This is a genomic window from Lacticaseibacillus absianus (genome assembly GCF_013407595.1).
Classification (GTDB): domain Bacteria; phylum Bacillota; class Bacilli; order Lactobacillales; family Lactobacillaceae; genus Lacticaseibacillus; species Lacticaseibacillus absianus.
This window is the reverse complement of sequence record NZ_JABEKX010000002.1, coordinates 374,578-400,703: the sequence shown is the minus strand read 5'-3', so window position 1 is coordinate 400,703 and position 26,126 is coordinate 374,578. Positions and strand designations below refer to the sequence as shown.

Sequence of the window (26,126 nt, the reverse complement as noted above, 5' to 3'; positions counted from 1 at the left end):
CGCGGGGCATTCGCCTTGTTATCACCGGCCAAAACCGCTACGATAATAGAGAATGGAGATGAGTGCAATGTTCAAGATCATGATCGTTGAAGACGATCGGACTATCGCGGACCTGATCGCGCAGGCCCTGACCAAGTGGCAGTTCACCGCGACCGTCGTGACAGACTTCAATACCGTCGATACGCAGTTCGAGGCCGAATCGCCAGACCTCGTGTTATTAGACATCAACCTGCCGGTCTATGATGGGTACTACTGGGTCCGCAAGATCCGTGACATCAGCCACGTCCCCGTGATCTTCATCTCAAGTCGCAACACCAACATGGACATGGTGATGGCAATGAACCTCGGGGCGGATGATTTTGTCAACAAACCCTTCGCCATCGAGGTGCTCGTCGCCAAGATCAACGCGCTGCTCCGGCGCACATACAATTACAGCGATGGCAGTGGGGACGTCTTAGTCCACAACGGCTTGAGCCTGGACCTGCAGACCGGGATGGCCAGTGTCGGGGACACCGAGATCAACCTCTCAAAGAACGAATATAAGCTCTTACAGATCCTGCTACGCGCGCATGGCGCGATCGTCAGTCGCTCGCGCCTGCTCAAGGACCTCTGGCAAGACGAGCGGTTCGTCGACGACAACACCCTGACCGTCAACATCAATCGCCTGCGCAAAAAAATCGCGGAAGCTGGCCTACCAGACTACATTGAGACCAAAGTCGGCCAGGGGTACATCATCCCCTGACGCACGGAAAGGAGTCGCCCATGCGCTTGCGCGATTACTTACACGACCACCTGATCCAGATCGCCGTTTTCTTGGTCGGCCTCGGCGCGTTTTGCTTCGGGCTGTGGCTAGATCCAGACCAGCAAGTCCGCCTCTCGACGCTGGTCTACGTCGCGGCGCTGACCGTTCTGGCCGGGGCTGGGTTCCTCTGGTGGCGCTACCGGGTCACCCGGGCATGGCTTCGCCAGCTACAAGCGCGCACAGACGCGGGGGCCGGGGCGCTGGATTGGCCCCTACCGCCGGCACACACCGTCCGCGAGCAGACGGTCGTCACGGCCTACAACCACCTGTTGCGCGAGCATCAGCGCAGCCAATCCACGCTGCTGGCCAACCAGCAGGACCAAAAAAGCTTCATCGACTCATGGGTCCATGAGATCAAAGTCCCCTTGGCGGCCAGTCGGTTGTTGACCGACAGCCTCGATGGCCGGGCGCCAGAGGTGGAGATGGACCAGCTTACCTTGCAGCTTGATCGGATCGACCACTACGTCGAGCAGGTCCTCTACTACGCACGCCTCGACAGCTTCGCCCGCGATTACCTGCTCCAAGAACACGGGTTGCGCGCCATCGTCGACGCCGTGATCGTCGACGCCCGCAACCGGTTCATCGCCCAGCACATCCGCTTCACCCTCACCGGGCACGACCAAGTCGTCGTCACCGATGACAAGTGGCTCCGCTTCATCCTCGCCCAACTGGTCTCCAATGCCCTGAAGTATACGGCAGACGGCGGTCTGATCACCGCGACGCTGGCGGCGACACGCGATGAGGTGACCCTTGCGATCCAAGACTCCGGGATCGGCATCCCCGATGACGAACAGCACCGCGTCTTCGAGAAGGGCTTCACCGGGACCAATGGCCGTAACGCCAACCAAAAATCGACCGGGCTCGGGCTCTACTTAGCCCAACGCCTGAGCGATAAACTCGGCCACCACCTGACACTGACGTCTCGTGTCGGTAAGGGCACAACGGTGACGCTCCACTTTCCCAACCTCAGTTACTATGGGGAGTCTGGACCGACCCTGACCAAACCGCAACTTCAGAAAGGAGCTGATCGCCATGGCGACCACGATGACATTTGACCGCTGGCGATTGATGGAGAACTTGAGCACACACTGGATCACCCTAGCGATGATCCTCACGCTCATCTTGTTGATGGGCCTGGCGATTGTGACCCAGTCCGTTCGCCGCAAGTCCCTGCGTCGCCGCGTACAACTGGGCCTGACCGGTGCGATCCTGCTGTGTGCCGGCGGTGGACTCGTCGCTTGGCGCTACATCCAGCCCTATCTTGAGATCCGCCACTATGTCACCCCTCGTGTCCGCGTCGCTCACCCAGAATTCTTCGGCCTTGTGCCTGAATCGGGCACGACCGTCGGCAACAGCGCCGGGGTGAACAACTACGCTGACATGGCCCATCTCCCGATGTACGATCGCCACACCGTGCGCAAGCCGGTGACTTACCTCGGGCAGGACCACAGCACGGCCTACTTCGAGATGTTTGATCGCATCTACAGCTTCAGCGGACCCGTCAAGGTCGGCGGGGTCAAGCAGGCGGTCCTTCAAGGTGACCGCTACACCCTTAACGACACGCGCTACCGGCAACTCGGGTTCATCGACCCGACCAAGATCTCGACCCGCGCACTAGTCGTCCCTGCCGCCAAGACCTACGACCTCCCTAACGCCACGAAGGTCTATGCCCTCCAGACGGCTGGCTTCACTTGGACCACGGAACGGTCGAGCTCGATCGATGACGTGGATTGAGCGATCCCACGCACAAAGCCTCGCCACCGCCCAAAGTTTGGGTGGCAGCGAGGCTTTTTTGCGCCGGTTCAACGCTGAAGGTGCGCCCACAATTCAACGGTGCCCTTGGCCAGCGAGGCCGGCACATCGATGATGCGCTGGTTGCGACTGCCGCGAAATTGCAGCGTCAAGTCCTTCTCGGCTTCCAGGAAGCGCCCATCGACCAGAATGTCGATCAGGTCGAGTAGCGCCAACTTGTCTGGCGACTCCTGCATCAGTTCATCCCACTTGTAACCTGTCCAGCTCCAGATATCCTTCGTGTGCCCGAACGTGGCGCGGACTCGGCGGCATAGCTGCAGACACGTCTGGGTGTTGAGGAACGGCTCGCCGCCCAAGAGCGTCAGCCCTTGCACGTACGGCTGCGCGAGATCCGCGATGATCTGATCCTCCAGCGCCTGCGTGTAAGGCTGCCCGTAGTGAAAATTCTGGGCGACCTTGTTGTAACACCCGGGGCAAGCGAACTTGCACCCAGAGACGTAGAGGCTACAGCGGACCCCTTCGCCATCGACGAAGGTGAAGGGCTTGTAGCTGGCCACATACCCCTGTGACCAGTCAGCCGCGAGCCACTCCAATGGTTGCGGGTCATTCGGTAAGGTTTTGGGCATACGATCACTCCATTCAATGTTTCCATCCTACCACAAGATGTAGCATCAAAACAGCCCTCAGCACATGATGTTGAGGGCTGGACGATCAGAGTGCCTTGGCCCCGATGTCGGTGCGACTGGCCAGCAAACCGAGCAACGGACGCAACCGGTCATACGCGCTGGCCTGCGCCGCCGCCGGGGTGTCTCCGACCCCGACGACGGTGAAGACGCGGCCCCCGCCGGTCTGCAAGCCATCGGTCCCGTGGGCGATACCGGCCGGCAACCAATCGTTACGCGCCTCAAGCGCTGGTGTGACGACTGGCAAGACTGGCGTGGTCGCCTGCGGGTAGCCTGGATGCGCGGCGACCACGCCGACGTAGGTCCGACCAGTCAGCGTCAGGGGTTCGGCCGCGCCGCTCATCAAGTCAACGGTCAGCTGATAAAAATCATTCTCGACCTGGGGCAGCAGCACTTGGGTCTCTGGATCGCCGAAGCGCAGGTTGTACTCCAGTAACTTGGGCCCAGCCGCCGTGAACATCAGGCCCAGGTACAAGACCCCGCAGCCGTCGAGGCCATCCGCCGCCATCCCCGCAAGTGTCTGGTCGACCAACGCCGCCGCCTGTTCACGCTGGTGGGTCGTGAACTGCGGCGCTGGGCTGATCGCCCCCATGCCCCCAGTATTCGGGCCTTCGTCGCCGTCGAATCGCCGCTTGTGGTCCTGTGCGAGTGGGAACAGCACCCGCGTCGTCCCATTAAACATCGCCAGCACCGAGGCCTCTGCACCGCTCAGGTATTGCTCGATCAGGACCGGCGCCGCAGGGTGATCGGCGTAGAGGGCCTGAAGCGCGCTTGTGGCTGCCGCTGCCGTCGTCGCAACAGTCACGCCCTTGCCGGCGGCCAACCCATCCGCCTTGATCACGACCGGTAGTCCGGCCGCCTGGACGGCGGCCTGCGCCGCCGCTAGGTCATGGGCCACCGTCGCGGTCGCCGTCGGCAACCCGTGACGGGCCATGAAGGCCTTGGCGAACTGCTTGCTACTTTCAAGTTGTGCCAGTTCCGCCGTGGGGCCAAAGATCGCCAGCCCCGCGTCTTGAAACGCGTCCACGAGTCCCGCCGCCAGCGGTTGTTCCGGCCCGACAAAGGTCAAAGCGACGTTCGTCCGCGCGAATGCGATCAGCGAGGCGGTATCGTCCTCATAGAGTGGCACGAGGGTCAGCCCCAGTAGTGGCATGCCCGCGTTACCAGGGGCGACAAAAACAGTCTCGACTTGCGGCGAGGCGAGAAACGCCTTACCCAGTGCGCTTTCACGCGCACCGCTACCGATCACCAGTACATTGACCATGGTTCTCCTCCTTGGCTGAGCTCAGTGACGGAAGTGCCGCACACCGGTGGTGACCATCGCGATCCCGTACTTGTCCGCCATGGCGATCGAATCCTTATCCCGGATCGACCCGCCCGGCTGAATGATCGCGCGGATCCCGTGCTGCGCCGCATATTCAACGCAGTCATCCATCGGGAAGAACGCATCGGAGGCGAGGACTGCCCCAGCAAAGTCAGCGTTTTGCTGTGCCTGCTTCAGCGCGATCGCCACCGACCCGATCCGGTTCATCTGGCCGGCGCCGATCCCCAAGGTCTGCCCGTCGCGTACAACGACGATCGCATTGGACTTGACGTGCTTGACGACCTGCTGACCGAAAAGCAACGCCTTGAGCTGTGCCGCAGTCGGCTGGACTTTGGTCACCACGGTCACATCCGCTTCGGTCTCCACGCGGTCATCACTGGTTTGTCGCAGCAGCCCACCGAGCAGGTCGACCGATTCGATATGCGGCGTCTCATGGACTGCGGCCAGCTGGATGGTCATCAGCCGCAGGTTCTTCTTCTTCGCCAACACGGCCAGTGCGTCATCATCAAAAGCTGGCGCCATGATGATCTCAAGAAACAGGGCGTGCATTTTTTCGGCGGTCGCCAGGTCGACCGGTCGGTTCAAGGCGATGATCCCGCCGAAGATCGACGTCGAATCTGCCGCATACGCTTTGTCCCACGCGGCTTCGATCGTCTCCCCTTGCCCGATCCCGCAGGGGTTCATGTGCTTGACGGCCACCACCGTCGGCCCGTCGAACTCGTTCAACATGCTCAGTGCGGCGTCTGCGTCGCGAATGTTATTGTACGACAGCGCCTTGCCGTGGAGCTGGACCGCGTTCACCAGCGACTCCTGCGGTGCGTCTGGCGCAGCGTAGAACGCCGCCTGCTGGTGGCTATTTTCGCCATAGCGCAAGGCTTGCTTCAGCGTGTACGTCGGGGTGTAGCGTGTCGGGAACGGTTCTGGGTCAAGGTACGCGGCGATCTGCGCATCGTAGGCCGCCGTTACTTGGAACACCTTGGCCGCCAAGCGCGCGCGCAGGGCAGCGTCGTCTGCGTCCAAGCCCGCCAGGACCGCCGAGTAATCGGCCGGGTCGACCACCGCCCAGACGCTGTCACTGTTCTTCGCTGCCGCCCGCAGCGCACTAGGTCCCCCAATATCGATCTGTTCGATCGCTTCTGGGCGGGTGACGTCCGGCTTGGCGACCGTCTCAGCGAACGGGTAGAGGTTCACACAGATCACATCGATCGGCGTGATCTCATGCGCCTGTAACGCCGCCATGTGCGTCGGATCGTCGCGCTTGGCGAGGATACCGCCATGGATCCGGGGATGGAGGGTCTTCACCCGCCCGTCCAACATCTCTGGAAAGCCGGTCACGGCCTCGACGCCAGTGACTGCCAGCCCCGCGGCAGTCAGCACCTTGGCTGTCCCACCGGTCGAGACCAGTTCGAACCCTCGGTCGATCAGACCTTGCGCAAATTCAGTCAGGCCAGTCTTATCAGACACACTCAGCAATGCACGTTTCACGTTATATCGCTCCTTCTTCAATGAGTCGGTCAACAGTTGTCGGTAATAAGCGGTGTTCCACCGCGTGGATCGCGGTGGCAAGGTCGGCGCAGGACATGTGTGGCAGCACCGCGACCGGCACCTGCGCCAGGATGCGTCCGGAGTCGATCCCAGCATCGACGACATGCACCGTCACCCCAGTCACCTTGACGCCATACGCGTAGGCGTCCTCGATCCCCGTGCGGCCGGGAAAACTCGGCAGCAAGGCGGGATGCAGGTTAATGATCCGGTCAGGGTACGCCGCGAGTAGCGTCGGTCCGATGATCCGCATGAATCCCGCAAGGATCAGCAGGTCGGCCGGTGGGAGCATTGCCACGATCGCCTGTTCGGCCGCACGCTTGGTCGGATACGCCTTGTAGTCGACCGTCAACGTCGGGATCCCGGCTGCCTCGGCCTTGGCGAGCACCGGTGCATCTGCATGGTCGCACACTAAGGCCACGATCTGGGCCAGTGGGCTGGCCGCATAATGCGCCGCCAGCGCCGCAAAGTTGCTCCCAGTCCCCGAGGCAAAGATGATCAATCGTTTCATTCGCCCCTCCATGTCAGCGCGTGCGTCGACCGCGGCGTCACCCGGCCGATCTTACGCGCGTGCGGCAGCGCCGCCAGCACCGCCGGCACATCTGTCGCCGAGACGGCCAAGACCAACCCGATCCCCAGGTTGAACGTCCGCCGCATCTCCGCTTTAGCTAGGCCACCGGCTGTCTGTAACCGCTGGAACAGCTCCGGCCACGTCCAGCTCGCCGGATCGATCTCTGCCGCCAGCGCTGCCGGTAACATCCGAGGCACATTGTCCGTGAAGCCCCCACCGGTGATGTGCGCGATCCCGTGGATCAACCCCGCTTGAATCAGCGGCAGGACCTCCCGCACGTAGATCTTCGTCGGCTGCAGCAGCGCCGTGGTCACCTCGGTCCCATCCGCCAGCGGCATGTTGCCGAGATTGGTCTCAGCCAGCAACTCGCGGACGAGCGAGAAGCCGTTGCTGTGCACGCCACTAGACGGCAACCCGATCAGGACGTCGCCGGCCGTCACATGCTTCGGCAGCATCTGTGACGCTGACGCAACGCCAACGGCAAACCCCGCGAGGTCGTAGTGATGCTGCGGATACATTCCAGGCATCTCGGCAGTCTCGCCACCGATCAGCGCCATCCCCGCCTGGCTACACCCATACGCGATCCCGCGCACGATCGTCTCGATGCGCGCCGGGTCGACCACATCTGTCGCGAGGTAGTCGAGAAAAAACAGTGGCTGCGCGCCACTTGCGAGCAGGTCGTTTGCGACCATCGCGACCAGGTCGATCCCGATGGTATCGTGCTGATCACACTGCAGGGCTAGCAGTAGCTTCGTGCCAACGCCATCGGTCGCGCTGACCAACACCGGCTCGGGAACCTCTGGCATCCGGTAGGCTGCCGCAAAGCCGCCGAGTTGATCGAGCACCGCCGGATTCTGCGTCGCTTGCGCGAGTGGCGCGATCCGCCGCACCGTTTCGTTGCCCGCTTCGATACTGACGCCGGCGTGTTCGTAATCGATCGTCATGCGTAGACCTCCTTCACGTTGATGTGCAGTTGCGACAGCTCATGATCGAGGTTCGTCGCATAATCGTCTAGGTCCGTCGGGTACTCGCCCGTAAAGTAGGCGACACACAACCCGCCGTTCGGCGCGGTGGTCGGTAGCGCGACGCTGTCTTCCAGCCCCTGGACGGAGAGGAAACCCAACGAATCCACGCCCAGCGTCGCCTTCATCTCGGCCACGCTTTGATTGGCGGCCATCAGTTCCTTGGTGGTCTGAATGTCGATCCCGTAAAAACACGGGAACCGCAACGGTGGGCTGGCGATGCGTAAGTGCACCGCCTTGGCCCCTGCGTCTTTGAGCAGCTGGACTAGCTGGATAGCCGTGGTCCCGCGCACGATGGAGTCATCGACCAGCACCACACGCTTGCCGCTGACAACCGCGCGTACGGCACTGAGCTTCATCCGCACGCTTTTTTCCCGCAACGCCTGAGTTGGCTGAATGAACGTGCGCGCGACGTACTGGCTCTTGACCAACCCGAGCTCGTACGGCAGGCCACTGGCCCGTGCATAGCCGATTGCGGCAGATAACGAGGAGTTCGGCACGCCGACGACAATGTCACCGTCCGCTGGCTGCTCGGCCGCCAAGCGTTCGCCCATGGCCACGCGCGCCTGGTGCACGTTGACCCCGTGAATCTCCGAATCTGGCCGGGCGAAGTAGACGAACTCCATCGAGCAGACGGCCAGTTGGGTGCGGCTCGTGTAGGCCTCGACGGTCATGCCGGCGTCTGTGATCGTGACCAGCTCACCAGGCTGCACGTCTTGCAAGTAAGTGGCGCCGACCGCGTTCAGCGCGGCCGTTTCGCTACACACGATCAGGCCGCCGTCTGGCCGCTGACCCACCACCAGCGGTCGAAACCCGTTGGGATCGACGGCCGCATATAGGCCCGTCTCCGTCAGTAAAACGAAGGCAAACCCACCGTGGACCTGGTTCAGCGCGGCTTTGAGTTGCGCCTTGAACGTCGGCGCAGGGCTACGCCGCAACAGGTGCATCAGCACCTCAGTGTCGCTGGTCGACTGAAAGATCGCACCGTCCGCTTCGAGCTTCGCGCGCAGCGAGATCGCGTTCGTCAAGTTCCCGTTGTGCGCCAGCGCGACCGCGGCATCGGTGAAGCGAAACAGCAGCGGCTGAATGTTCTCAAGAATCCGCCCCCCCGCAGTTGCATAACGCACGTGACCCAAGGCCGCATCCCCGCGCAATTGCTGCAGCGATTCGGGCTGGGCGAAGACCTCCGACACCAGCCCGAACCCGTAATGGCGTCGAAGCCCGGCCGGGGTTTTGCCCACGATCCCGGCGCCTTCTTGCCCGCGGTGCTGGAGGGTGTGGAGCCCGAGGTGCGTGACTTCGACGGCGTGTGGGTCGCCCCACACCCCGAAGACCCCGCATTCCTCGTTCAGGCTCTTTACTTCAGCTGACATTGCAATGCCTCCTCGTTGAGTGCCTTCAGCGCTTGGACCGGCGCCTGGATCACTTGATCTTGCGCATAGACGGTCAGCATCGCATCGGCCGTCTCACCCAATCGCTGCGCCCGCCCCTCGGTCAGAGCCTCGAACGCGGCCTGCGCGGCGGCGGGGACCGTGACCACGAAGCGGCCTTGCGTCTCACTGAACAGCCGGACCGCAGGCCAATCCACGCTGACCTGCGCACCGATCCCGTGGCCAAAGCTCATCTCGGCCAGGGCGACCAACAGCCCGCCGTCAGCCACATCGTGCGCCGCCGTGACCAGGTGCCGGCGGATCGCCTGCAAGACCAGGGCCTGGGTGGCTTTTTCCGCCTCAAGGTCTAGCGGGCGCAGCGACCCACTGACCGTGCCGGTCTGCACTTGTTGTAGCAGCGACCCGTTATAGTCGTCGCCTGTGGCCCCGACAACGTAGATCGCTTCACCGGTCGCCTTGAAGGCCTGGGTCGTGATGGTCGTCAAGTCCTCGATCAACCCGACCATCCCGATCATTGGCGTCGGATAGATCGCCACCCCGTTCGTCTCGTTGTAAAGGGAGACGTTGCCGGAGATCACCGGCGTGTTGAGCACACGGGTCGCCGCCGTGATTCCCTTCGCGGATTCCGCCAGCTCGTAGAAGATCTCAGGCTTGGTCGGATCACCGTAGTTCAGGCAGTCCGTGATCCCGAGCGGTTCGGCGCCGCTGGCGACCAGATTCCGCGCCGCTTCCGCCACCGTGATCGCCCCACCGACCTCAGGGTCCAGATACAGATACCGGCCGTTGGAGTCGGTGGTCATCGCCAGCGCCCGGTGGGTGCCGCGCACCCGGACGACCGCGGCATCGCTACCTGGCCCAACGACGGTGTTCGTCTGCACTTGGGCGTCGTAGCGCTGGTACAGGAAGGCTTTGTCCGCCACGTTCGGATCCGTGAGCAACTGCTTGAGGGTCGCCAAGGCGTTCGGGACCCGCGGCGCAAAATCAGGGGCCGGATGGGCCAGCCGAGCAGGCCGGGCGCTGGCCTGGTGGTAGACCGGCGCATCCGACGTCAGGGCGCTGACCGGGACATCACAGACCACCTCACCATGGTGCAGCAGGCGGTAGCGGTGCCCCGCCTCAACGTGCCCGCACACCACCGCATCGAGGTCGTAGCGCTTGAACAGCGCGATGATCTCCGCCTCACTGCCCGCTTGCACGCAGAGCATCATCCGCTCCTGCGATTCGCTGAGCATGATCTCGAACGGCGTCATGTTCGGCTCCCGCTGCGGGATCAGATCGAGGTCCATCACCATCCCAGAAGCCGACTTATCCGCCATCTCGACGGTCGAGGAGACCAGTCCCGCCGCCCCCATGTCCTGCATCCCGACGAGCACATCTTGGTGCGCCCGTGTCACCTCCAGGCAAGCATCCATCAGGAGCTTCTCCATGAATGGATCGCCGACTTGCACCGCAGACCGGTCCGCTTCGGCCTCATCCGAGAACTCCGCGGAAGCAAAACTGGCCCCGTTGATCCCATCACGACCGGTCTTGGCCCCAACGTAGATCAGCGCGTTGCCGACCCCAGCCGCCTTCCCCTTTTGGATCTTCGCTTTGTCCATCACCCCAACGCACATCGCGTTGACGAGCGGATTCTTCGCGTAGGACGCCGCGAACTTGATCTCACCGCCCACGGTGGGGATCCCGATCGCGTTGCCGTAGCCGCCGATCCCGGCGACGACCTGGTCGATCAGCTGCTTTGTGCGTGGGTCCTGCGGAGACCCGAACGCCAGCGAATCCAGCACGGCGATCGGCTTAGCCCCGATAGAGAAAATGTCGCGGATGATCCCACCGACCCCGGTGGCCGCCCCTTCGTATGGCTCGACGGCGCTTGGGTGGTTATGGCTTTCCGCCTTGAAGACCACCGCCTTGCCCTCACCGATATCGATCACGCCGGCGCCTTCACCGGGCCCCATCAGGACGCGGTCGTTTTTGGTCCAAAAAGTTTTTAGCACCGGCTTGCTGAACTTATAGGCACAATGCTCGCTCCACATCCCGCTCGCAAGGCCGATCTCCGTATAGGTCGGCAGGCGCCCCAGCAGTGCGGCGTACCGATCGTACTCTGCTTCTGTCAAGCCCCACGCCAGGTAGGGTTTGACGGTACGGATCGTCTCTGGACTCATTTCAGTTTGCAACACGGTCGCTTGCTCCTTTCGTCGCTTCGATCAGGGATCGGAACACCCCGAGGCCGTCGGTGCCGCCGAGTAACGCCTCCACGGCGCGCTCAGGATGCGGCATCATCCCCAGCACGTTGCCCTGCGCGTTGGTCAGCCCCGCGATGTCATTCGCACTGCCGTTCGGATTGTGCGCGTAGCGGAACACGACCTGCCCGTTGGCCTCAAGCGTCGCGAGTGTGTCTGGGTCCGCGTAGTAATTGCCTTCCCCGTGGGCGATTGGGAGCACGATCCGCTGACCGGACGTGTACGCCGTCGAGAACGCCGTGTTGGCATTGGCCACGATCAGGGGTTCCGGCTCGCAGATGAACTGTAGGCTGCGGTTCCACTGGAGCGCACCGGGCAGCAGCCCGGCCTCAGTCAGGATCTGAAAGCCGTTGCAGATGCCCAAGACGTACCCACCGGCCGCGGCAAACGTCTGCAGGGCTGTCATCACCGGTGCGAACTTCGCGATCGCACCGCTACGCAAGTAATCCCCGTACGAGAAGCCACCAGGGACCAGGACCAGGTCGTACCCGGTCAGGTCGGTGTGATCGGCCGGGACCATAGTCGCCGCCTGCCCACACACGGTTTCGACGGCCCAGAGCAGGTCTTCGTCACAGTTTGACCCTGGAAAGCTCAGCACGGCCGCCTTCATGCGCCCACCGCCGTCAGGTCGAACCGGTAGCTTTCCATGTTGACATTGGCCAGCATCTGATCGCAGATCGCATCGATCTGCTCACGCGCGGCCGCCTCAGAGTTCGCCTGGAGGGTCAGCTCGAAGTACTTACCGACCAGCACGTCTTGCACATTGGTCTGGCCCAGCCGACCGAGCGTTTTTTTGATCACTTCCGCCTTGGGGTCCAGAACGCTCGGCTTGTAGTTGACGTAGATCTTGGCTTTATACATGTTGTGCTCCTTTCAGGCGATCCAGCACCATCTGGTAGACCGGCTGCAGCGGCCCCTGGTCCTTGCGAAAGACGTCTTTGTCCAGCGAGCGACCGCTGGCCTCATCGACGAGCCGGAAGTTATCCGGCGACAACTCATCGGCCAGCACCAACGTGCCGTCCGCCAGGCGGCCAAACTCAAGCTTGAAGTCGACGAGCTCGATCCCGATCTGGGCAAACCGCGCCTTGAGGTAAGTGTTGACCCGGTCGCTCAGCGCGTGGACCGCGTCAAGCGTTGCCTGATCGGCGAGCCCCAGCGCGATGATCTGCTCATCGTTGATGAACGGGTCATCCAAGGCATCCGACTTGTAGTAGAACTCATGCACTGCCGGGACCAGCGGCTGCAAGTGTGTGGCCTGGAACTTGCGCTCGAAGCTACCAGACGCGAAGTTGCGAACGACCGCCTCAAGCGGGAGCATCGCACACCGTCGCACCAGCATCGTGGTATCATCACGCGTCTCGAGGTAGTGGGTCGGCAGCCCGGCCGCGTTCAGCTCCGCGAACAGGAGGCTGGAGATCTGGCGGTTCAACGTGCCCTTGCCCGGGATCGCCACTTTTTTCTTGCCGTTCAGCGCAGTGGCCTGATCGAGGTACTCGACCCACAGCACATCAGGCGTCTCTGTCGCGTACATTTTCTTGGCCTTGCCGGTATATAACAGCTCAGTTTTGTTCATCTTGGTCTCCTTCCAGGCGGACTGCCGCCAACCGTTCAGCGCTGGCGCCACCGCACACAGTGATGTGCCCCATCTTGCGACCCGGCCGCGGTTCGGCCTTGCCGTAATCGTGCAGGTGCCAATCAGGGTGCGCGGACCAAGTGCGCCGCGCCGTCTCGAGATCGTCCCCCAGCAAGTTGCGCATCACCGCCGGCTGCGTCAGCGTGATCGGCGGGATCGACAGACCACAGATGCTCAGGATATGTGCGGTGAACTGAGAAAAATTGCACGCTTCGATCGAATAGTGTCCGGAGTTGTGTGGCCGTGGCGCCAGCTCGTTGACGACCACGCCACTCGTGCTCTCAAACAGCTCGATCCCCAGCACCCCGCGCAAGTCGAGCGCCACGGCGATCTTACTTGCCAGCTGCTCGATCTGGTGGCGGCCCCCCGGGGTCAAGTTCGGGGCCGGGGCGATCGTCGTGTGCAGAATATGCGCCTCGTGGCGATTCTCGACCACGGGGAACGGCCGGACCTCATCGCGGCCGTCGCGTGTGACCATCAGGGACAGCTCACGCACGAAGCTGAGCCGTTCCTCTAAGATGCACGGGGCAGATGCCGCCAAGGCCTGTGCGGCCGGTACATCGGCCGCCGTGTTAATGTCGACTTGACCATGGCCGTCATAGCCGCCGGTCGTCGTCTTCAGAATGCTCGGCACCCCGATCCGGTGGATCGCCGGGATCACTGCGGCCGCGTCTGGCACGGCCGCAAACGCGGCGGTCGGGAGTCCGTGATCACGCAGGAAGGTCTTTTCGGACAGCCGGTCTCGGGTGATCGCCAGCATGGCAGTACCCTGTGGCAGCGCGGCTTGGCGCTGCGCCGCGGCCAAGGCAGTCAGATCGACATTCTCGAACTCATAGGTCAAAACATCGGCCCGCGCGGCCAGCGCCGCCAGCGCCGCCTCGTCCGCGTAATCGGCCTCGATCTGAAAATCCGCGACCTGGCCCGCCGGTGCGTTAGGCGTCGGATCAAGGACTCCGACAGTGTAACCCATCGCTTTAGCCGCTAAGGCCAGCATCCGCCCCAGTTGACCACCACCAACGATGCCGATCGTGGCTGGCGGCAGGATCTGCTTAATCATCGAGTTGGGCCTCGCTTTCAGCGGCCTGGCGCGTCTGGGTCGCCCGGTATGCCGTCAAGGCCGTCGCTACCGGCTCGTGCGCCAGACTCAAGATGCTCGCCGCCATTAGCGCCGCGTTCTTGGCCCCGGCCTCGCCGATCGCCATGGTCGCCACCGGCACGCCGGCCGGCATCTGCACGATCGACAGCAAGGAGTCCACACCGTTTAATGTTCGGGTTTGGATCGGAACACCGATCACTGGCAAGGTGGTATTCGCCGCCAACATCCCCGGCAGGTGTGCCGCGCCACCTGCCCCCGCGATGATCACATCGATCCGCGCCGCACGCGCGGTCTGCGCGAACTGCGCCAGCGTCTCGGGCATCCGATGGGCCGAAATGACCCGTTTTTCATAAGGGATCCCCAGTGTATCAAGGAGTTCTGCTGCCTGCTTCATTGTGGGCCAATCCGAGATCGACCCCATCACGATCGCCACTTGCACGATAGCCACCCACTTTCTTAAGTTGCTTGTAGTTTAGCATGGACACGAGCGTCTTTCAACATAATTTCGGAACGTTTATTGATAGATATATTTATAATGTTCGTGTTTATTGTTCGCATAAAAAAAGGCTGTGCCGCGTGCACAGCCTTCGCCGTTATTGTTGCTGTTCAAAGTTGGCAACCGCCCCCATCAGGTTCGCCGCTTCAAGATACTTGCAGCTCATCACGCTCGGCTTAACGTCCGCGATCTCGACAGTTGCCATCACTTGGTCCAGATGCCGTTCAATGCCTGGGATCAGCGCTGGATTACGCGAGATCCCCCCGCCGATCAAGAACACTTCCGGGTCGAAACTGTACTGCAGGTTGAAGATCGCCTCAGCCAGCGCCTGATACATCTGCTCGGTCAAACGGACCGCCAGTGCATCTCCCGCCGCCGCGCGCTCAAACACGTCCTGACCCGAGACCACCTCACCGCTGGCCGCTTCATAAGCCTTGGCGACCGCAACGGCCGTCCCCTGATGACTCAACGTGTCACCGTTTTGAAGCATATACCCGAATTCACCGCCGAGTAGGTGGTGACCGTGTGCCACGCGGCCTTCTGCGATGATCGCCCCACCGACCCCGGTGCCGAGGACCAGGACCGCCACCCGCTGACGACCGGCAGCAGCGCCGCTGGCCACTTCGGCCAACGCCGCACAGTTGGCATCATTCTCGATCGCCACCGGCAGCCCGAAGCGCCGCTCAAGTTCTGGGACGATCTTGAAGTTGTGGATATAGGGCAGCGCGCTGGCGCCTTCGATCACCCCCGTCGCCTGGTTGACCGCACCCGGCGACGAAATTGCCACGCCGGTCAGCGGTCCCGCCTCCTTAAGCTTCTCGACCGCGGCGCTCAGCACGGCATAAAACGCGTCCAGCGTCGCTGGTGATGCCTCCGCAAAGCGCGCCGTCAGCGCCCCGTCTGCGTACCGGGCAAACTTGATGGTCGTCCCACCGATATCGATCACTGCAAGTGTCATTGTCTCACATCTCATTTCGTATTTGATCGCCGTCATGGCGTATAAACTCAGTGTAGACGCCTGTGTAACCGGTGTCAAACCAGTTTATCGGCCCCGAGACGACCAAAAAAGCCGATGTCTGACGACACCGACCTTTGCAGGCTTACTTCGTGAATTCTTCGACGAGCTTCTTGTTCTCATCGTTGGAAATGGATTCGTTAAGGGCCTTATCGGCCAACTTCGCCATATCCGCCGTCGAGAGCCGCTTCATCAGGCTACGGATCTTCAAGACGCTGGTTGCGGACATGGAGTATTCGTCCAGGCCCATCCCAAGCAGGATCGGGACCATGATCGGGTCGCCAGCGGCTTCCCCACACATGCCAGCCCACTTGCCTTCCTTGTGCGCCGCATCGATCACGTTCTTGATCAAGCGCAGGATGGATGGGTTGTATGGCTGGTACAGGTAAGAGACATGCTCATTCCCGCGGTCAGCCGCCATGGTGTATTGGATCAAGTCATTGGTCCCGATGGAGAAGAAGTCCACGTGCTTGGCGAATTGATCGGCCAAGACAGCCGCGGCTGGGATCTCGATCATCATCCCCAATTGGATGGTGTCAGACACGGTCACCCCTTCGGCCACCAGCTTGGCCTTTTCTTCCAAGAAGACGGCCTTAGCGGCTTCGAACTCCTGAATCGTTGCGATCATCGGGAACATGATGCGCAATTCACCGAAGGCAGACGCGCGCAACAGGGCCCGCAACTGAGTGCGGAAGATATCCTGCTTATCCAGCGAGATGCGGATCGCGCGGTAACCCAGGAATGGGTTCTGTTCTTCTGGCAGCGGCAGGTACGGCAGGTGCTTGTCCCCACCGATATCCATGGTGCGCACAACGACTGGCTTCGGGTTCATCGTCTCAAGGACCTTCTTGTAGGCCTCGAACTGATCATCCTCCGTCGGCAGTTCTGCGGAGTCCATGTACAGGAATTCGGTCCGGTACAAGCCGATCGCTTCGGCCCCGTTGGCGAGGACGCCATCGAGGTCCTTCGGTGTGCCGATGTTCGCCGCCACGTCGAAGTGCTTGCCATCAGCGGTGACCGACTTGGCGGTCTTGAGCAGTGCCCATTCCGCTTTCTGGTCCGCGTATGCCTTCGCTTCTTTGGCAGACGCCTCGACTTGTTCAGGCGTCGGGTCGATGGTCACGTCGCCGGTCAGGCCGTCGACGGTCAGCATCTGGCCTTCCGCCACGCTGGTCGTGATGTCTTGGGTCCCAACGACAGCTGGGATCTCAAGCGAGCGGGCCATAATCGCACTGTGGGCGGTCCGGCCACCGATATCGGTCACGAACGCCTTGACGTAAGTCTTGTTCAGCTGTGCAGTGTCAGACGGCGTCAAGTCGTGCGCCACAACGATCACTTCAGAATCGATCAGTGCCGGGTTCGGCAAAGCTCGTCCGAGCAGGTGGGCGAGCACCCGTGTCGAAACGTCGCGGAGGTCCGCAGCACGTTCCTGCATATACGGGTTGTCAGTCATCGCTTCAAACATGCCGATGAACATGTCGGAAACCGACTTCAGCGCGGCTTCAGCATTGACCTTATCATCCTTGATGTTGGTCTCGATGGCACCGGTGAATTCTGGATCAGCCAGGATCATCATGTGGGCATCGAAGACCTGAGCTTCTTCTTCGCCAAGTGATTCAGCCGCCTTGTCGCGGATGATCTTCAGTTCGCTGTTGCTCTGGTCGAGTGCTTGGTGCAAACGGTCGATTTCTTTTTCTGGATCTTCAATAGTAGACTGAGAAAATGACAAATCGGGTTGCACTAACAAGTAGGCCTTCGCAGTTGCGATGCCGTCACTAGCGGCGATCCCTTTGAGTTGCTTTGTCATTAGTCAGACAGACCTTCCTTTTTCATCGTATCTTCGATCGCTGCGATGGCTTCGGCTTCGTCAGCGCCTTCTGCGGAGATGGTCACGTCGGCACCCTGGCCAACGCCCAAGCTCATAACGCCCATGATGGACTTCAAGTTGACGCTCTTGCCCTTGTATTCCAAGTTGATGTCAGAGTTGAACTTGCTGGCCGCCTGAACCAAAAGGGTCGCTGGGCGGGCGTGGATCCCTGTTTCTGCAATAACATTAAATTCGCGTTTTTCCATGAGTAATCTGCTCCTTCGCATATAAAGTCTTTTGCCGAATAGAATGGACGATTCTATTTCTTGTAAACCTTACCATTATTCCGTTTTCGCGGCAAGTCTTAACAGCACTTTTAATCTTCCGACACGGATTGGTAGCGGTAGATGATCTGGCCGTTCCGCTTCGCCTGCCCGACGATCTCCTCACGGCCTGCGTAATTGGTCCAAGCCGCACGAAATGCGGTGAACGTCTCAGGCGTGATCTCGATCTGGTCCAGCTTGCCTGCCCGCATGTCATCCATCATCTGTCTGTAGTCCGGTGCCATTCGCCTACCCCCTTTGGCCGCGCCCATTGATGAGCTTCATCAGTTGACGCGATTTCACTGACACGATTATGCTAGCATTAAGCGAATGAAACCGCAAACATCGCGCCTTCGCCCGACACCTGCACCCGCTCAGCCGCGCGCCTCGTGGCCGACCGTGACCGGCACACCGAGCCCGCTCCCCTTACGATACCGGTCCAGCGGCGGTTAGGCAAGTTTTTTAGCACTCGTCGAGTCAGAGTGCTTGATTTTTCCGCGCGCTGTTGTATACTGATGGCAAGGTCAAAAAAGGTCAGACACTTTTTTGACGAAAGACCACGCGAGCAGGCCTCGCGTCCCCAGAGAAAGGTTGTGAATTCGGTGCTATGTGAGAACTGTCATCAAAATCCGGCGACCATCCACCTGTACACCAGCGTGAACGGTCAGCGGCAGGAGATCAACCTATGCCAGAACTGCTACCAGCAGCTCAAGGCGCAAGCAGGAGGTTCTATGAATCCAACGAATGCATCTAACGACCCCTTCGGCTTCAACAGCCTGGACGACATCTTCCGAGCGATGAGCCAGGGCGAACGCCCTCAGGGGCAACCACAGGAACAGACCCCGCCGACCCAAAGCGGCCGAGGCAACCGCGGCAGTAACCGCGGCGGCCAAGGCGTGTTGGCGCAATATGGTGTCAACCTGACCGATAAAGCGAAAAATGGCGAGATCGACCCCGTGATCGGCCGCGACCAAGAGATCGCGCGCGTGATCGAGATCCTTAACCGCCGGACTAAGAATAACCCCGTCCTGATCGGGGAAGCCGGGGTCGGCAAGACTGCGGTCGTTGAAGGCCTCGCGTTGAAGATCGCGCAAGGTGACGTCCCGGCCAAACTCCAGGACCGGCAAGTGATCCAGCTCGACGTCGTCTCGCTGGTCCAGGGCACCAGCATGCGCGGCCAGTTCGAGCAGCGCCTGCAGCAGTTGCTCGACGAGCTCAAGAAGAACCCGAACATCATCTTGTTCATCGATGAGATCCACGAGATCGTCGGCGCCGGCAACGCAGAAGGCGGTATGGACGCCGGCAACGTCCTGAAGCCGGCGCTCGCCCGAGGCGAGATGCAACTGGTCGGTGCGACAACCAACAACGAGTACCGCCAGATCGAAAAAGACTCCGCGCTCGCCCGTCGTCTGCAACCCGTGACGGTCGACGAACCAAGCGTCGAGGAGACCATCAAGATCCTGCAAGGCATCCAGCCACGCTACGAGGACTTCCACCACGTGACCTACACGCCGGAAGCGATCAATGCGGCCGTCACCCTGTCGAATCGCTACATCCAAGACCGCTTCCTGCCGGACAAGGCGATCGACCTGCTCGATGAAGCGGGCTCGCGCAAGAACCTGACGATCGCCGTTGCCGATCCGAAGACGCTCCAAGCCAAGATCGACGACGCCGAGAAGCAGAAACAAGATGCGCTGAAGCAAGAAGACTACGAAAAGGCCGCTTTCTACCGTGATCAGGTCACCAAGCTGCAGAACATGCAGGAAAAACAAAAACTCGACGCCAAGGAAGACATCCCGACGGTGACCGACAAGGACATGGAGCAGATCGTCGAACAGAAGACCAACATCCCAGTCGGTGAGCTCAAGCAGCAGGAACAGCAACAGCTCAAGGACCTCGCAGCCGACCTTGAGGCCCATGTGATCGGCCAAAACGAAGCGGTCGACAAGGTCGCGCGCGCGATCCGCCGCAACCGGATCGGCTTCAACAAGACCGGTCGACCGATCGGCAGCTTCCTGTTCGTCGGGCCGACCGGCGTCGGGAAGACCGAGTTGGCCAAGCAACTCGCTAAGGAGCTGTTCGGCTCACAGGAAGCGATGATCCGCTTCGACATGTCCGAGTACATGGAGAAGTTCAGTGTCTCCAAGCTCATCGGTTCGCCACCGGGCTATGTCGGCTACGAAGAAGCTGGCCAGCTGACCGAGCAGGTACGGCGCAATCCGTACAGCCTGATCTTGCTGGACGAGGTCGAAAAAGCCCACCCAGACGTGATGAACATGTTCCTGCAGATCCTCGACGACGGGCGCTTGACCGATAGCCAAGGTCGCACTGTCTCCTTCAAGGATACGATCATCATCATGACCAGCAACGCTGGAGCCACCGACGCGGAGGCGAATGTCGGCTTCGGTGCCTCAATCAAAGGGACGACTCGTAGTGTTCTGACACAGCTCGGCAACTACTTCAAGCCCGAGTTCTTGAACCGCTTCGATGATATCATCGAGTTCCAGCCGCTGGATAAGGCCGCCTTGCTCAAGATCGTCTCCCTGATGATCGACGAGACCAACGCGAACATCCACGACCAGGGCCTGACGATCCATGTCACCGATCCGGTCAAGGACAAGCTCGTCACGCTCGGTTACGACCCCGCAATGGGCGCTCGCCCGCTGCGCCGGGTGATCCAAGAACAGATCGAAGACCGCGTCGCGGACTTCTACCTCGATCACCCACAGGCCAAGGCCTTGGAGGCACGCATCGCCAATGGCGAGATCGCGATCTCCGAAGCCGGAGCATGACCGCGAACGGTCGGACCATGCGTCCGACCGTTTTTTTGGGCTTAGCCCACGCTGCCCCGCCGACGCGTCGCCTCGGCGTTTGCGAGACACCACTTTGCGACTTTCCGGTGGAATCCTTTTATTTTTCACCAAAAGTCCATTATAATGGAAATAGTAAGAAGAACGGGGGCAACGAAAATGCGTTTAATTGATATCACGAACAGCTACCCGCACCTCGTGGCGCAGCAGCTCGCCCACACCGATACGACCTACATCAAGCTTTACTCGCTCGGCAACGTGACCGTCGTCTACACCCGTGCACCGGGCCACGATGAGCTACTGTTCACCAGCGAGACCCGCAACATCAAAGATGCCGAGATCGCCTTTGCTTTGCAAAAGCTCTGCGGTGTCGAGTTCAACGACGTGACCGTGATCCGTGGTGACAAGATCGCCGAGGTGTCACTCGACACGACGAACGCGTGATGCTTCCCGAAAACACCGGCGCCGCCGGTGTTTTTTCGCACTTGGAGACTAATGATGGGACTTTTTGCCAAACTTAAGGCCTGGTGGCGGGCACGCCCCACCACGACCACGCCGCCGGCGGCCGTACCCGTCACATCGCGTCAGCAGCCGACCCCTGCGCCCGAGCCGCCGACTGGCGTGCCGCTGCCACCGGCCACCGGCACGCCGGCGACCAACGTTCATGTGACCGTGTACTTTTATGTTCGCGACCACACGCGTGACCTGCGGCCGCCACTTCAACTGAGCGGCCACACCGGGGCCCCGTTACCCCTCGTGCCACCGGTCATTGAAGGCTTCGCCCTTGCAGAGGTCGTTGGATTCACGACCACCTTCCCCGTGGCCAATCAATCGATCTTCTGCCTATACCGACCGTGCGTCGCTGCCCCGGTGCTCGTCTATCACCGCGACACGCACGGCCGCCTGCTGACGCCACCGGTGATACTGGCTGGGGCCCTCCACGCCCACTTCATCCCCACCCCTCTGGCTGAACTAGCAGATCACTTGATGACACCGCCGCTTGCTGGCCGGTTCACCACGGTCACACAGACCCGCACCCTTCGCTATGACTTGGACCCCTTAGTGCCTAGCCAGGCCCCTGAGGCCGCTTATGTCGAACTACTGGCGGCCAAAGCAGCTTACGCCCAACCTGATCTGACGGCCCCCTTGGCGACACCGCTACCGGCCGGCTCGTATTGGCGGGTCTTCGCCTTAGCGCGCGACCAAGACGGCACGGTGTGGCTCAACATCGGCGGGAGTCAGTGGCTCACGGCTGCCCAGACCCGCCCGCAGGCACACGATCCATTCCGTCTGCCACCTGCGCCGCTGCGGTTGCCCGACGCCGCCTTCGCCTATACGATGACCCCGACGACGCGTCAGGCGACCGTCACGGCCACCGTCAGTCAATGGACCGCCCCGTATGGAACCGTGGAGCCGGGGCCGGTCTCAGCGGGGACCCTCGTGCAGCTGACCCACACCGCCATCGCATCGAACGGCAGCCGCTGGGTGCGCCTCGCCTCTGGGCTGTACATCCAAGCCGAATACCTCGACTGACCGGGCCAAAAAACCACCTTCGCATTGAAGCGCCCCGTAATTGTTAGACAAGCAGTCTAACGATTGTGGACACTTCACGAAAGGTGGTTTTTTTGGTGATGGTTGCTCAGGCTTGATAGCTCGGCGCGATCTCGTTGACGAGGGCCTGCGAGTCCGAATCCAGCGGGGCCACGCTCAACCCCACGGCTGGCGCCGCGCCCAGAACGTCTGCGGCCACACTGCCAAGGCGCTCGACCAAGCGCTGTTGCGTCGTCTCGTCGGCCTCTGGCGCATCGATCACCAAGATCAAGTGGGCCTGCCCGGAGTAATGCATCAAGCGCAGCCAGGCGCGCCGGATCACCAGGTGCTCCGCCAGCTCAGTCTCAAGCGCAAGCCACAGGCCATCGGGGAGTGTTTCGGGATCAGAGACAGCAATCTCGACCTCGTTTTGCTCGGCGTGCCGATCATTGGCTTGCTTGCTCAAGTCGGCCAGCATCTCACGGTCGAGGTTGATGTTGTCTGAGAACGGATTGACCACGATCCCGGCAACATCGGCGTTATCGCCAACGAGGTGCGCGATGTCGAGGAATCCGACCGGTAGCACATGCGCCCGCGCAACGTTATCTTCCAGGCCGTTGTCATTCCAGTTATCGTACAGTTCGTTGACTGCAAGCCAGTCACTGAACAGCGGCTGGACGTGCTCGTCGTCATTCGTGGTCAGCAGCGGGAACTGCAGATCCGCGTTGTTGTCGAGATCTGCACCGTCTTCTGCGAGCACCACCATCAGAAGTGTCGCGTGCTCGATCAACTCTTCCAAGAACTCGCTCATGCTGTCCTCGGTGCGCTGCAACGTGAATGTCCGCCACTTGGCGAGCAAGTCGTCGTTGGTGATCGCATGCAGGTCGCGGTCGGCGTCTTCTTGTGCGTGGTCTTGGTTGTCTTTCGAATCAAATAATCCCATGGTGATTCCCTCCTTGGCTTATAGCTTGGCTGTCAGTGTGACGTCTGGATACTTGTCGGCGAACCACCGCAGGGCGTACTGGTTCTCGAACAGGAACAGCGGTGCGTCGTGCACGTCTTTGACCAGCAAGTTGCGCGAACTGGACATCCGTTCGTCGAGCTGATCCGGATCGATCCACCGTGCGACACGGCTACCGATCGTCGTCATCACGACTTCCGAATTGTATTCATTGAGCATCCGGAACTTGAAGACCTCGAACTGCAGCTGCCCGACGGCACCGAGAATGTAGTCTCCGGTCGAGTACGTGCGGTACAACTGCACCGCACCTTCTTGAACCAGCTGCTGCATCCCCTTGTGAAACGACTTTTGCTTCATGACGTTCTTCGCCGTCACGCGCATGAACAGCTCCGGCGTGAACTGCGGTAGTGCCTCATATTCGACCGGATCCTTGCCGGCATAGATCGTGTCGCCGATCTGGAAATTGCCGGTGTCATACAAGCCGACGATGTCGCCGGCCACCGCGTTTTGGACCTGTTCGCGCGAATCAGACATGAACTCCGTTGCGTTGTTCAGCCGCAGTGGCTTGCCGGTCCGGGTCAGCGTGACATCCATCCCGCGTTCGAACTCACCGGCGCCGATCCGCACGAAGGCGATCCGGTCGCGGTGGTTCGGGTTCATGTTCGCCTGGATCTTGAAGACGAAACCGGAAAACGCCTGATCCGTCGGACTGAGCTCACGGCCATCACGTAGCGTGTGTGCACCAGGCTCCGGTGCCAAGTCCACGAAGTGATCTAAGAAGGTCTCGACCCCGAAGTTCGTCAGTGCCGAACCGAAGAACACCGGCGTCTGGTCGCCGGCCATCACTTTTTTGAGGTCGAACTGGTTACCGGCGTCATCCAGCAACTCGATGTCGTCGAGCGTGTCGCGGTAGAGCGACTCGTTGACCAGCGGCTCGCTGGGGTCGAGGTGCCCATCCGCGTCCAGTGGCAGGTACCGCTCCCCCGCCTCGTTCTCGCGGTACAGCTCGATACGACTGTCGACGCGATCGTAGAGGCCGACCAGCCCCTTACCCATGCCGATCGGCCAATTCATCGCGTAACCTTCGATCCCAAGCAATTCTTCGAGCTCGGCGATCAGGTCCAGCGGCTCACGCCCGTCGCGATCTAGCTTGTTCATGAAGGTGAAGATCGGGATGCCCCGCTGCTTGACGACCTTGAACAGCTTCTTGGTCTGTGCCTCGATCCCTTTGGCGGAGTCGATGACCATGACTGCTGCGTCGACGGCCATCAGTGTGCGGTAAGTGTCTTCGGAGAAGTCCTCGTGGCCTGGGGTGTCCAAGATGTTGATGCGCTTGCCTTGGTAGCCAAACTGCATGACAGAGCTTGTGACCGAGATCCCGCGCTGCTTTTCGATCGCCATCCAGTCAGACTTGGCGAAGTGCCCAGACTTCTTGGCCTTCACGGTCCCCGCTTCGCGGATCACGCCACCGAACAGCAGCAGCTGCTCCGTGATCGTCGTCTTACCGGCATCGGGGTGGGAGATGATCGCAAAGGTGCGGCGGGTCGCCACCGCGTCCTTTAGTTCTTGTGGTTTCATGGTGAAAATTCCTTTCGTGTTGCCGTTAACGACTCGTCAGACGTGTCTTTACATCCGCTCGCTCCTGTCCGTGGTCATCCCACAAAAAAGCCCCGCGACTGCGCCGGGACTCGTCAAGTCTCAATTATAATGAACCGACGCGACCATGGCTAGTCTGGCGCCGATTTTGTCAGGGAAATCGGGTTCGGGGATCAGACCGGCTCGGCCGCGTCCGGCTGTTGCGGCCGGTGCAGATGAACGTTCACCAGCCGAGACCCTTCCATCTTGCCGGTGGTCAGCGTCATGCCCTCCCCTAACGTCAGCGTTTCCTGCTTGCGGTTGGTCGGGATCGCCCCCAGCCGTGTGATCATGAAGCCAGCGATTGTGTCGACATCCGGCTCATCGAGGGCGGTGCCGAACTCCGCGTTGAAATCATTCAGGGTCATCCGTCCTGCGATCAGGTAATCGTCCGCATCGAGCTTCGTGACCAGCACCGTGGCAGAATCCGACTCATCGTCGATATCGCCGACGATCTCCTCGATCAGGTCCTCGATCGTCACGAGGCCGACGACCCCACCGTACTCGTCCAAGAGAATGCCCATCTGTTGCTGACGGATCCGCATTTCGGTCAGCAGGTCATCGATCGAGATCGTCTCGGGCACGAACAGTGGATCGGTCATGATGTCTTCTAGGCGCACGGACGCAAACCCGACCGTGCGCGCCTGCCGCAGGAGGTTCTTGATGTGGACCACGCCGACCACGTTATCCTTATCGCCTTGGTAGACCGGGATCCGGGAGTAGATATTGCCGAGGATCGCATCGATCGCCGTGGCGTCCGGTTCGTCTGCGTCGACCATGAATGCATCGATCCGCGGCACCATCACCTCGCGCGCCATCTTGTTGTTCAGGCTAATGATGCCTTCCAGCATCTCGTATTCGTCCGCGTCGATCGCGCCGCTTTGCTTCCCACTTTCGATCATCGAGACCATCTCATCGCGGGTGACCTGGTTCTCTGCCGCATTGATCTCGATCGGCGTTAGCCGGATCAGCAGGTTCGTGGACGCCGACAGCAACCAGACGAACGGCCGCATCGCGACGCTCAGCCAGGAGATCGGGGTCACTGCCGCCTTGGCAACTTTTTCCGTCATCGACAGCGCCAGTTGCTTCGGGTAGAGCTCGCCGAACACCAGCGAAAAATAAGAGAGCACGATGGTCACGAGGATCACCGCCAGCTCCGAGGCGCCCTTGAAGTTCCCCAGCACCGGCGCGAGGCGGCTCGCGATCGCCGTGGCCGCTGAGGCAGATGACAGGAATCCGGCGAAGGTGATCCCCACCTGGATCGTCGCCAAGAAGTTGGTCGAATTCTTCATGATCCGCACCAGTTTCTCCGCCTTTTTGTCGCCGGCTTTCGCCTGGCCTTCCATCTTGCTGCGGCTCAACGAGACCACCGCGATCTCCGCCGCCGCAAAAAACGCATTGAGTAGCGTCAGTATCAGGATCAGACCGATCTGACCCCATATCGAACCCGCGCCACCGTCCATAGTCAACACACGCCTTTCAAGTCAATGATAACT

25 protein-coding genes are annotated in these 26,126 nt (G+C 61.0%); 6 read left to right on the top strand and 19 right to left on the bottom strand.

Annotated features, from left to right (window positions below; genetic code table 11):
* The first annotated feature begins 67 nt into the window (after positions 1–67).
* From HII33_RS07200 to HII33_RS07190, 3 genes are read left to right on the top strand one after another with little or no spacing between them, the layout of a single operon-like run.
* Positions 68–742, top strand: coding sequence for a response regulator transcription factor (locus HII33_RS07200; RefSeq protein ID WP_179395133.1), 675 nt, complete (start codon positions 68–70; stop codon positions 740–742).
* Between the two features lie 20 nt (positions 743–762).
* Positions 763–1,857: a sensor histidine kinase gene (locus HII33_RS07195; RefSeq protein WP_179395132.1), complete on the top strand. Its 1,095-nt coding sequence runs from the start codon at positions 763–765 to the stop codon at positions 1,855–1,857.
* A complete protein-coding gene (locus HII33_RS07190) occupies positions 1,835–2,536 on the top strand; it encodes a hypothetical protein (RefSeq protein WP_179395131.1) in 702 nt (233 codons plus the stop codon). The genes HII33_RS07195 and HII33_RS07190 overlap by 23 nt, the downstream gene beginning before the upstream one ends.
* Positions 2,537–2,604: 68 nt before the next feature.
* On the opposite strand, the gene nrdG is transcribed toward HII33_RS07190, so the two are convergent.
* From nrdG to HII33_RS07110, 16 genes are all read right to left on the bottom strand, one after another.
* Complete coding sequence (nrdG, locus tag HII33_RS07185) at positions 2,605–3,180, bottom strand: anaerobic ribonucleoside-triphosphate reductase activating protein (protein ID WP_179395130.1); 576 nt, start codon at positions 3,178–3,180, stop codon at positions 2,605–2,607.
* An 85-nt stretch (positions 3,181–3,265) separates the two neighbouring features.
* Positions 3,266–4,501, bottom strand: a complete 1,236-nt coding sequence (purD, locus tag HII33_RS07180; RefSeq protein WP_179395129.1) for a phosphoribosylamine--glycine ligase — start codon at positions 4,499–4,501, stop codon at positions 3,266–3,268.
* A 21-nt stretch (positions 4,502–4,522) separates the two neighbouring features.
* Positions 4,523–6,046 carry a bifunctional phosphoribosylaminoimidazolecarboxamide formyltransferase/IMP cyclohydrolase gene (purH, locus tag HII33_RS07175; RefSeq protein ID WP_179395128.1) on the bottom strand — a complete coding sequence of 508 codons (1,524 nt, stop codon included), beginning with the start codon at positions 6,044–6,046 and terminating at the stop codon, positions 4,523–4,525.
* Position 6,047: 1 nt separating this feature from the next.
* On the bottom strand, positions 6,048–6,614 hold the full coding sequence (gene purN, locus HII33_RS13805) for a phosphoribosylglycinamide formyltransferase (protein ID WP_179395127.1): 567 nt from the start codon (positions 6,612–6,614) through the stop codon (positions 6,048–6,050).
* Positions 6,611–7,618: a phosphoribosylformylglycinamidine cyclo-ligase gene (gene purM / locus HII33_RS07165; protein WP_179395126.1), complete on the bottom strand. Its 1,008-nt coding sequence runs from the start codon at positions 7,616–7,618 to the stop codon at positions 6,611–6,613. The genes purN and purM overlap by 4 nt, the downstream gene beginning before the upstream one ends.
* A complete protein-coding gene (gene purF / locus HII33_RS07160; RefSeq protein ID WP_179395125.1) occupies positions 7,615–9,069 on the bottom strand; it encodes an amidophosphoribosyltransferase in 1,455 nt (484 codons plus the stop codon). Before purF ends, purM begins: the two co-directional genes overlap by 4 nt.
* Positions 9,054–11,261, bottom strand: coding sequence for a phosphoribosylformylglycinamidine synthase subunit PurL (purL, locus tag HII33_RS07155; protein WP_179395124.1), 2,208 nt, complete (start codon positions 11,259–11,261; stop codon positions 9,054–9,056). The genes purF and purL overlap by 16 nt, the downstream gene beginning before the upstream one ends.
* Positions 11,248–11,934: a phosphoribosylformylglycinamidine synthase subunit PurQ gene (gene purQ / locus HII33_RS07150; protein ID WP_179395123.1), complete on the bottom strand. Its 687-nt coding sequence runs from the start codon at positions 11,932–11,934 to the stop codon at positions 11,248–11,250. The genes purL and purQ overlap by 14 nt, the downstream gene beginning before the upstream one ends.
* Positions 11,931–12,185, bottom strand: coding sequence for a phosphoribosylformylglycinamidine synthase subunit PurS (purS, locus tag HII33_RS07145; RefSeq protein ID WP_179395122.1), 255 nt, complete (start codon positions 12,183–12,185; stop codon positions 11,931–11,933). The genes purQ and purS overlap by 4 nt, the downstream gene beginning before the upstream one ends.
* Positions 12,178–12,897 carry a phosphoribosylaminoimidazolesuccinocarboxamide synthase gene (locus HII33_RS07140; protein WP_179395121.1) on the bottom strand — a complete coding sequence of 240 codons (720 nt, stop codon included), beginning with the start codon at positions 12,895–12,897 and terminating at the stop codon, positions 12,178–12,180. Before HII33_RS07140 ends, purS begins: the two co-directional genes overlap by 8 nt.
* Positions 12,884–14,014, bottom strand: a complete 1,131-nt coding sequence (gene purK / locus HII33_RS07135; RefSeq protein WP_179395120.1) for a 5-(carboxyamino)imidazole ribonucleotide synthase — start codon at positions 14,012–14,014, stop codon at positions 12,884–12,886. Before purK ends, HII33_RS07140 begins: the two co-directional genes overlap by 14 nt.
* Positions 14,007–14,495, bottom strand: coding sequence for a 5-(carboxyamino)imidazole ribonucleotide mutase (gene purE / locus HII33_RS07130; protein WP_179395759.1), 489 nt, complete (start codon positions 14,493–14,495; stop codon positions 14,007–14,009). Before purE ends, purK begins: the two co-directional genes overlap by 8 nt.
* 151 nt (positions 14,496–14,646) lie before the next feature.
* Positions 14,647–15,507 (bottom strand): ROK family protein, encoded by an 861-nt coding sequence (locus HII33_RS07125; RefSeq protein ID WP_179395119.1) that lies wholly within the window; start codon positions 15,505–15,507, stop codon positions 14,647–14,649.
* Between the two features lie 142 nt (positions 15,508–15,649).
* Positions 15,650–17,371 (bottom strand): phosphoenolpyruvate--protein phosphotransferase, encoded by a 1,722-nt coding sequence (gene ptsP, locus HII33_RS07120; protein WP_179395118.1) that lies wholly within the window; start codon positions 17,369–17,371, stop codon positions 15,650–15,652.
* On the bottom strand, positions 17,371–17,637 hold the full coding sequence (locus tag HII33_RS07115; protein ID WP_054723064.1) for a phosphocarrier protein HPr: 267 nt from the start codon (positions 17,635–17,637) through the stop codon (positions 17,371–17,373). Before HII33_RS07115 ends, ptsP begins: the two co-directional genes overlap by 1 nt.
* A gap of 110 nt (positions 17,638–17,747) precedes the next feature.
* Entirely contained in the window at positions 17,748–17,939 is a 192-nt protein-coding gene (locus tag HII33_RS07110) for a hypothetical protein (protein WP_179395117.1), read from the bottom strand.
* A gap of 357 nt (positions 17,940–18,296) precedes the next feature.
* Between HII33_RS07110 and HII33_RS07105 the strand changes: the two genes are divergently transcribed.
* The 3 genes from HII33_RS07105 (at position 18,297) to HII33_RS07095 (ending at position 22,037) form a co-directional block, all read left to right on the top strand.
* Positions 18,297–20,486, top strand: a complete 2,190-nt coding sequence (locus HII33_RS07105) for an ATP-dependent Clp protease ATP-binding subunit (protein WP_343036848.1) — start codon at positions 18,297–18,299, stop codon at positions 20,484–20,486.
* 177 nt (positions 20,487–20,663) lie between these two features.
* The gene (locus HII33_RS07100; protein ID WP_179395115.1) at positions 20,664–20,948 is read left to right on the top strand and encodes a DUF1827 family protein; all 285 of its coding nucleotides are present in this window, start codon (positions 20,664–20,666) and stop codon (positions 20,946–20,948) included.
* A gap of 54 nt (positions 20,949–21,002) precedes the next feature.
* Positions 21,003–22,037: a hypothetical protein gene (locus HII33_RS07095; protein WP_179395114.1), complete on the top strand. Its 1,035-nt coding sequence runs from the start codon at positions 21,003–21,005 to the stop codon at positions 22,035–22,037.
* Between the two features lie 106 nt (positions 22,038–22,143).
* Here HII33_RS07095 and HII33_RS07090 read toward each other — a convergent pair whose 3' ends face one another.
* The 3 genes from HII33_RS07090 to HII33_RS07080 form a co-directional block, all read right to left on the bottom strand.
* Positions 22,144–22,977 (bottom strand): enhanced serine sensitivity protein SseB C-terminal domain-containing protein, encoded by an 834-nt coding sequence (locus HII33_RS07090; protein WP_179395113.1) that lies wholly within the window; start codon positions 22,975–22,977, stop codon positions 22,144–22,146.
* 18 nt (positions 22,978–22,995) lie between these two features.
* Positions 22,996–24,573 carry a peptide chain release factor 3 gene (locus HII33_RS07085; protein ID WP_179395112.1) on the bottom strand — a complete coding sequence of 526 codons (1,578 nt, stop codon included), beginning with the start codon at positions 24,571–24,573 and terminating at the stop codon, positions 22,996–22,998.
* A gap of 191 nt (positions 24,574–24,764) precedes the next feature.
* Positions 24,765–26,093 carry a hemolysin family protein gene (locus HII33_RS07080; protein WP_179395111.1) on the bottom strand — a complete coding sequence of 443 codons (1,329 nt, stop codon included), beginning with the start codon at positions 26,091–26,093 and terminating at the stop codon, positions 24,765–24,767.
* Between the last annotated feature and the right edge of the window lie 33 nt (positions 26,094–26,126).

Excerpts from the sequence above, each read along its gene's own strand:
- HII33_RS07100 (WP_179395115.1), top strand. The coding sequence starts at position 20,664 with ATGCGTTTAATTGATATCACGAACAGCTACCCGCACCTCGTGGCGCAG.
- HII33_RS07195 (WP_179395132.1), top strand. The coding sequence starts at position 763 with ATGCGCTTGCGCGATTACTTACACGACCACCTGATCCAGATCGCCGTT.
- HII33_RS07110 (WP_179395117.1), bottom strand. The coding sequence starts at position 17,939 with ATGGCACCGGACTACAGACAGATGATGGATGACATGCGGGCAGGCAAG.
- purN (WP_179395127.1), bottom strand. The coding sequence starts at position 6,614 with ATGAAACGATTGATCATCTTTGCCTCGGGGACTGGGAGCAACTTTGCG.
- HII33_RS07140 (WP_179395121.1), bottom strand. The coding sequence starts at position 12,897 with ATGAACAAAACTGAGCTGTTATATACCGGCAAGGCCAAGAAAATGTAC.
- HII33_RS07095 (WP_179395114.1), top strand. The coding sequence starts at position 21,003 with ATGGGACTTTTTGCCAAACTTAAGGCCTGGTGGCGGGCACGCCCCACC.
- purQ (WP_179395123.1), bottom strand. The coding sequence starts at position 11,934 with ATGAAGGCGGCCGTGCTGAGCTTTCCAGGGTCAAACTGTGACGAAGAC.
- HII33_RS07115 (WP_054723064.1), bottom strand. The coding sequence starts at position 17,637 with ATGGAAAAACGCGAATTTAATGTTATTGCAGAAACAGGGATCCACGCC.
- purF (WP_179395125.1), bottom strand. The coding sequence starts at position 9,069 with ATGTCAGCTGAAGTAAAGAGCCTGAACGAGGAATGCGGGGTCTTCGGG.
- ptsP (WP_179395118.1), bottom strand. The coding sequence starts at position 17,371 with ATGACAAAGCAACTCAAAGGGATCGCCGCTAGTGACGGCATCGCAACT.
- purM (WP_179395126.1), bottom strand. The coding sequence starts at position 7,618 with ATGACGATCGATTACGAACACGCCGGCGTCAGTATCGAAGCGGGCAAC.
- nrdG (WP_179395130.1), bottom strand. The coding sequence starts at position 3,180 with ATGCCCAAAACCTTACCGAATGACCCGCAACCATTGGAGTGGCTCGCG.
- HII33_RS07190 (WP_179395131.1), top strand. The coding sequence starts at position 1,835 with ATGGCGACCACGATGACATTTGACCGCTGGCGATTGATGGAGAACTTG.
- purS (WP_179395122.1), bottom strand. The coding sequence starts at position 12,185 with ATGTATAAAGCCAAGATCTACGTCAACTACAAGCCGAGCGTTCTGGAC.
- HII33_RS07080 (WP_179395111.1), bottom strand. The coding sequence starts at position 26,093 with ATGGACGGTGGCGCGGGTTCGATATGGGGTCAGATCGGTCTGATCCTG.
- HII33_RS07200 (WP_179395133.1), top strand. The coding sequence starts at position 68 with ATGTTCAAGATCATGATCGTTGAAGACGATCGGACTATCGCGGACCTG.
- HII33_RS07090 (WP_179395113.1), bottom strand. The coding sequence starts at position 22,977 with ATGGGATTATTTGATTCGAAAGACAACCAAGACCACGCACAAGAAGAC.
- purD (WP_179395129.1), bottom strand. The coding sequence starts at position 4,501 with ATGGTCAATGTACTGGTGATCGGTAGCGGTGCGCGTGAAAGCGCACTG.
- purK (WP_179395120.1), bottom strand. The coding sequence starts at position 14,014 with ATGATTAAGCAGATCCTGCCGCCAGCCACGATCGGCATCGTTGGTGGT.
- HII33_RS07125 (WP_179395119.1), bottom strand. The coding sequence starts at position 15,507 with ATGACACTTGCAGTGATCGATATCGGTGGGACGACCATCAAGTTTGCC.
- HII33_RS07085 (WP_179395112.1), bottom strand. The coding sequence starts at position 24,573 with ATGAAACCACAAGAACTAAAGGACGCGGTGGCGACCCGCCGCACCTTT.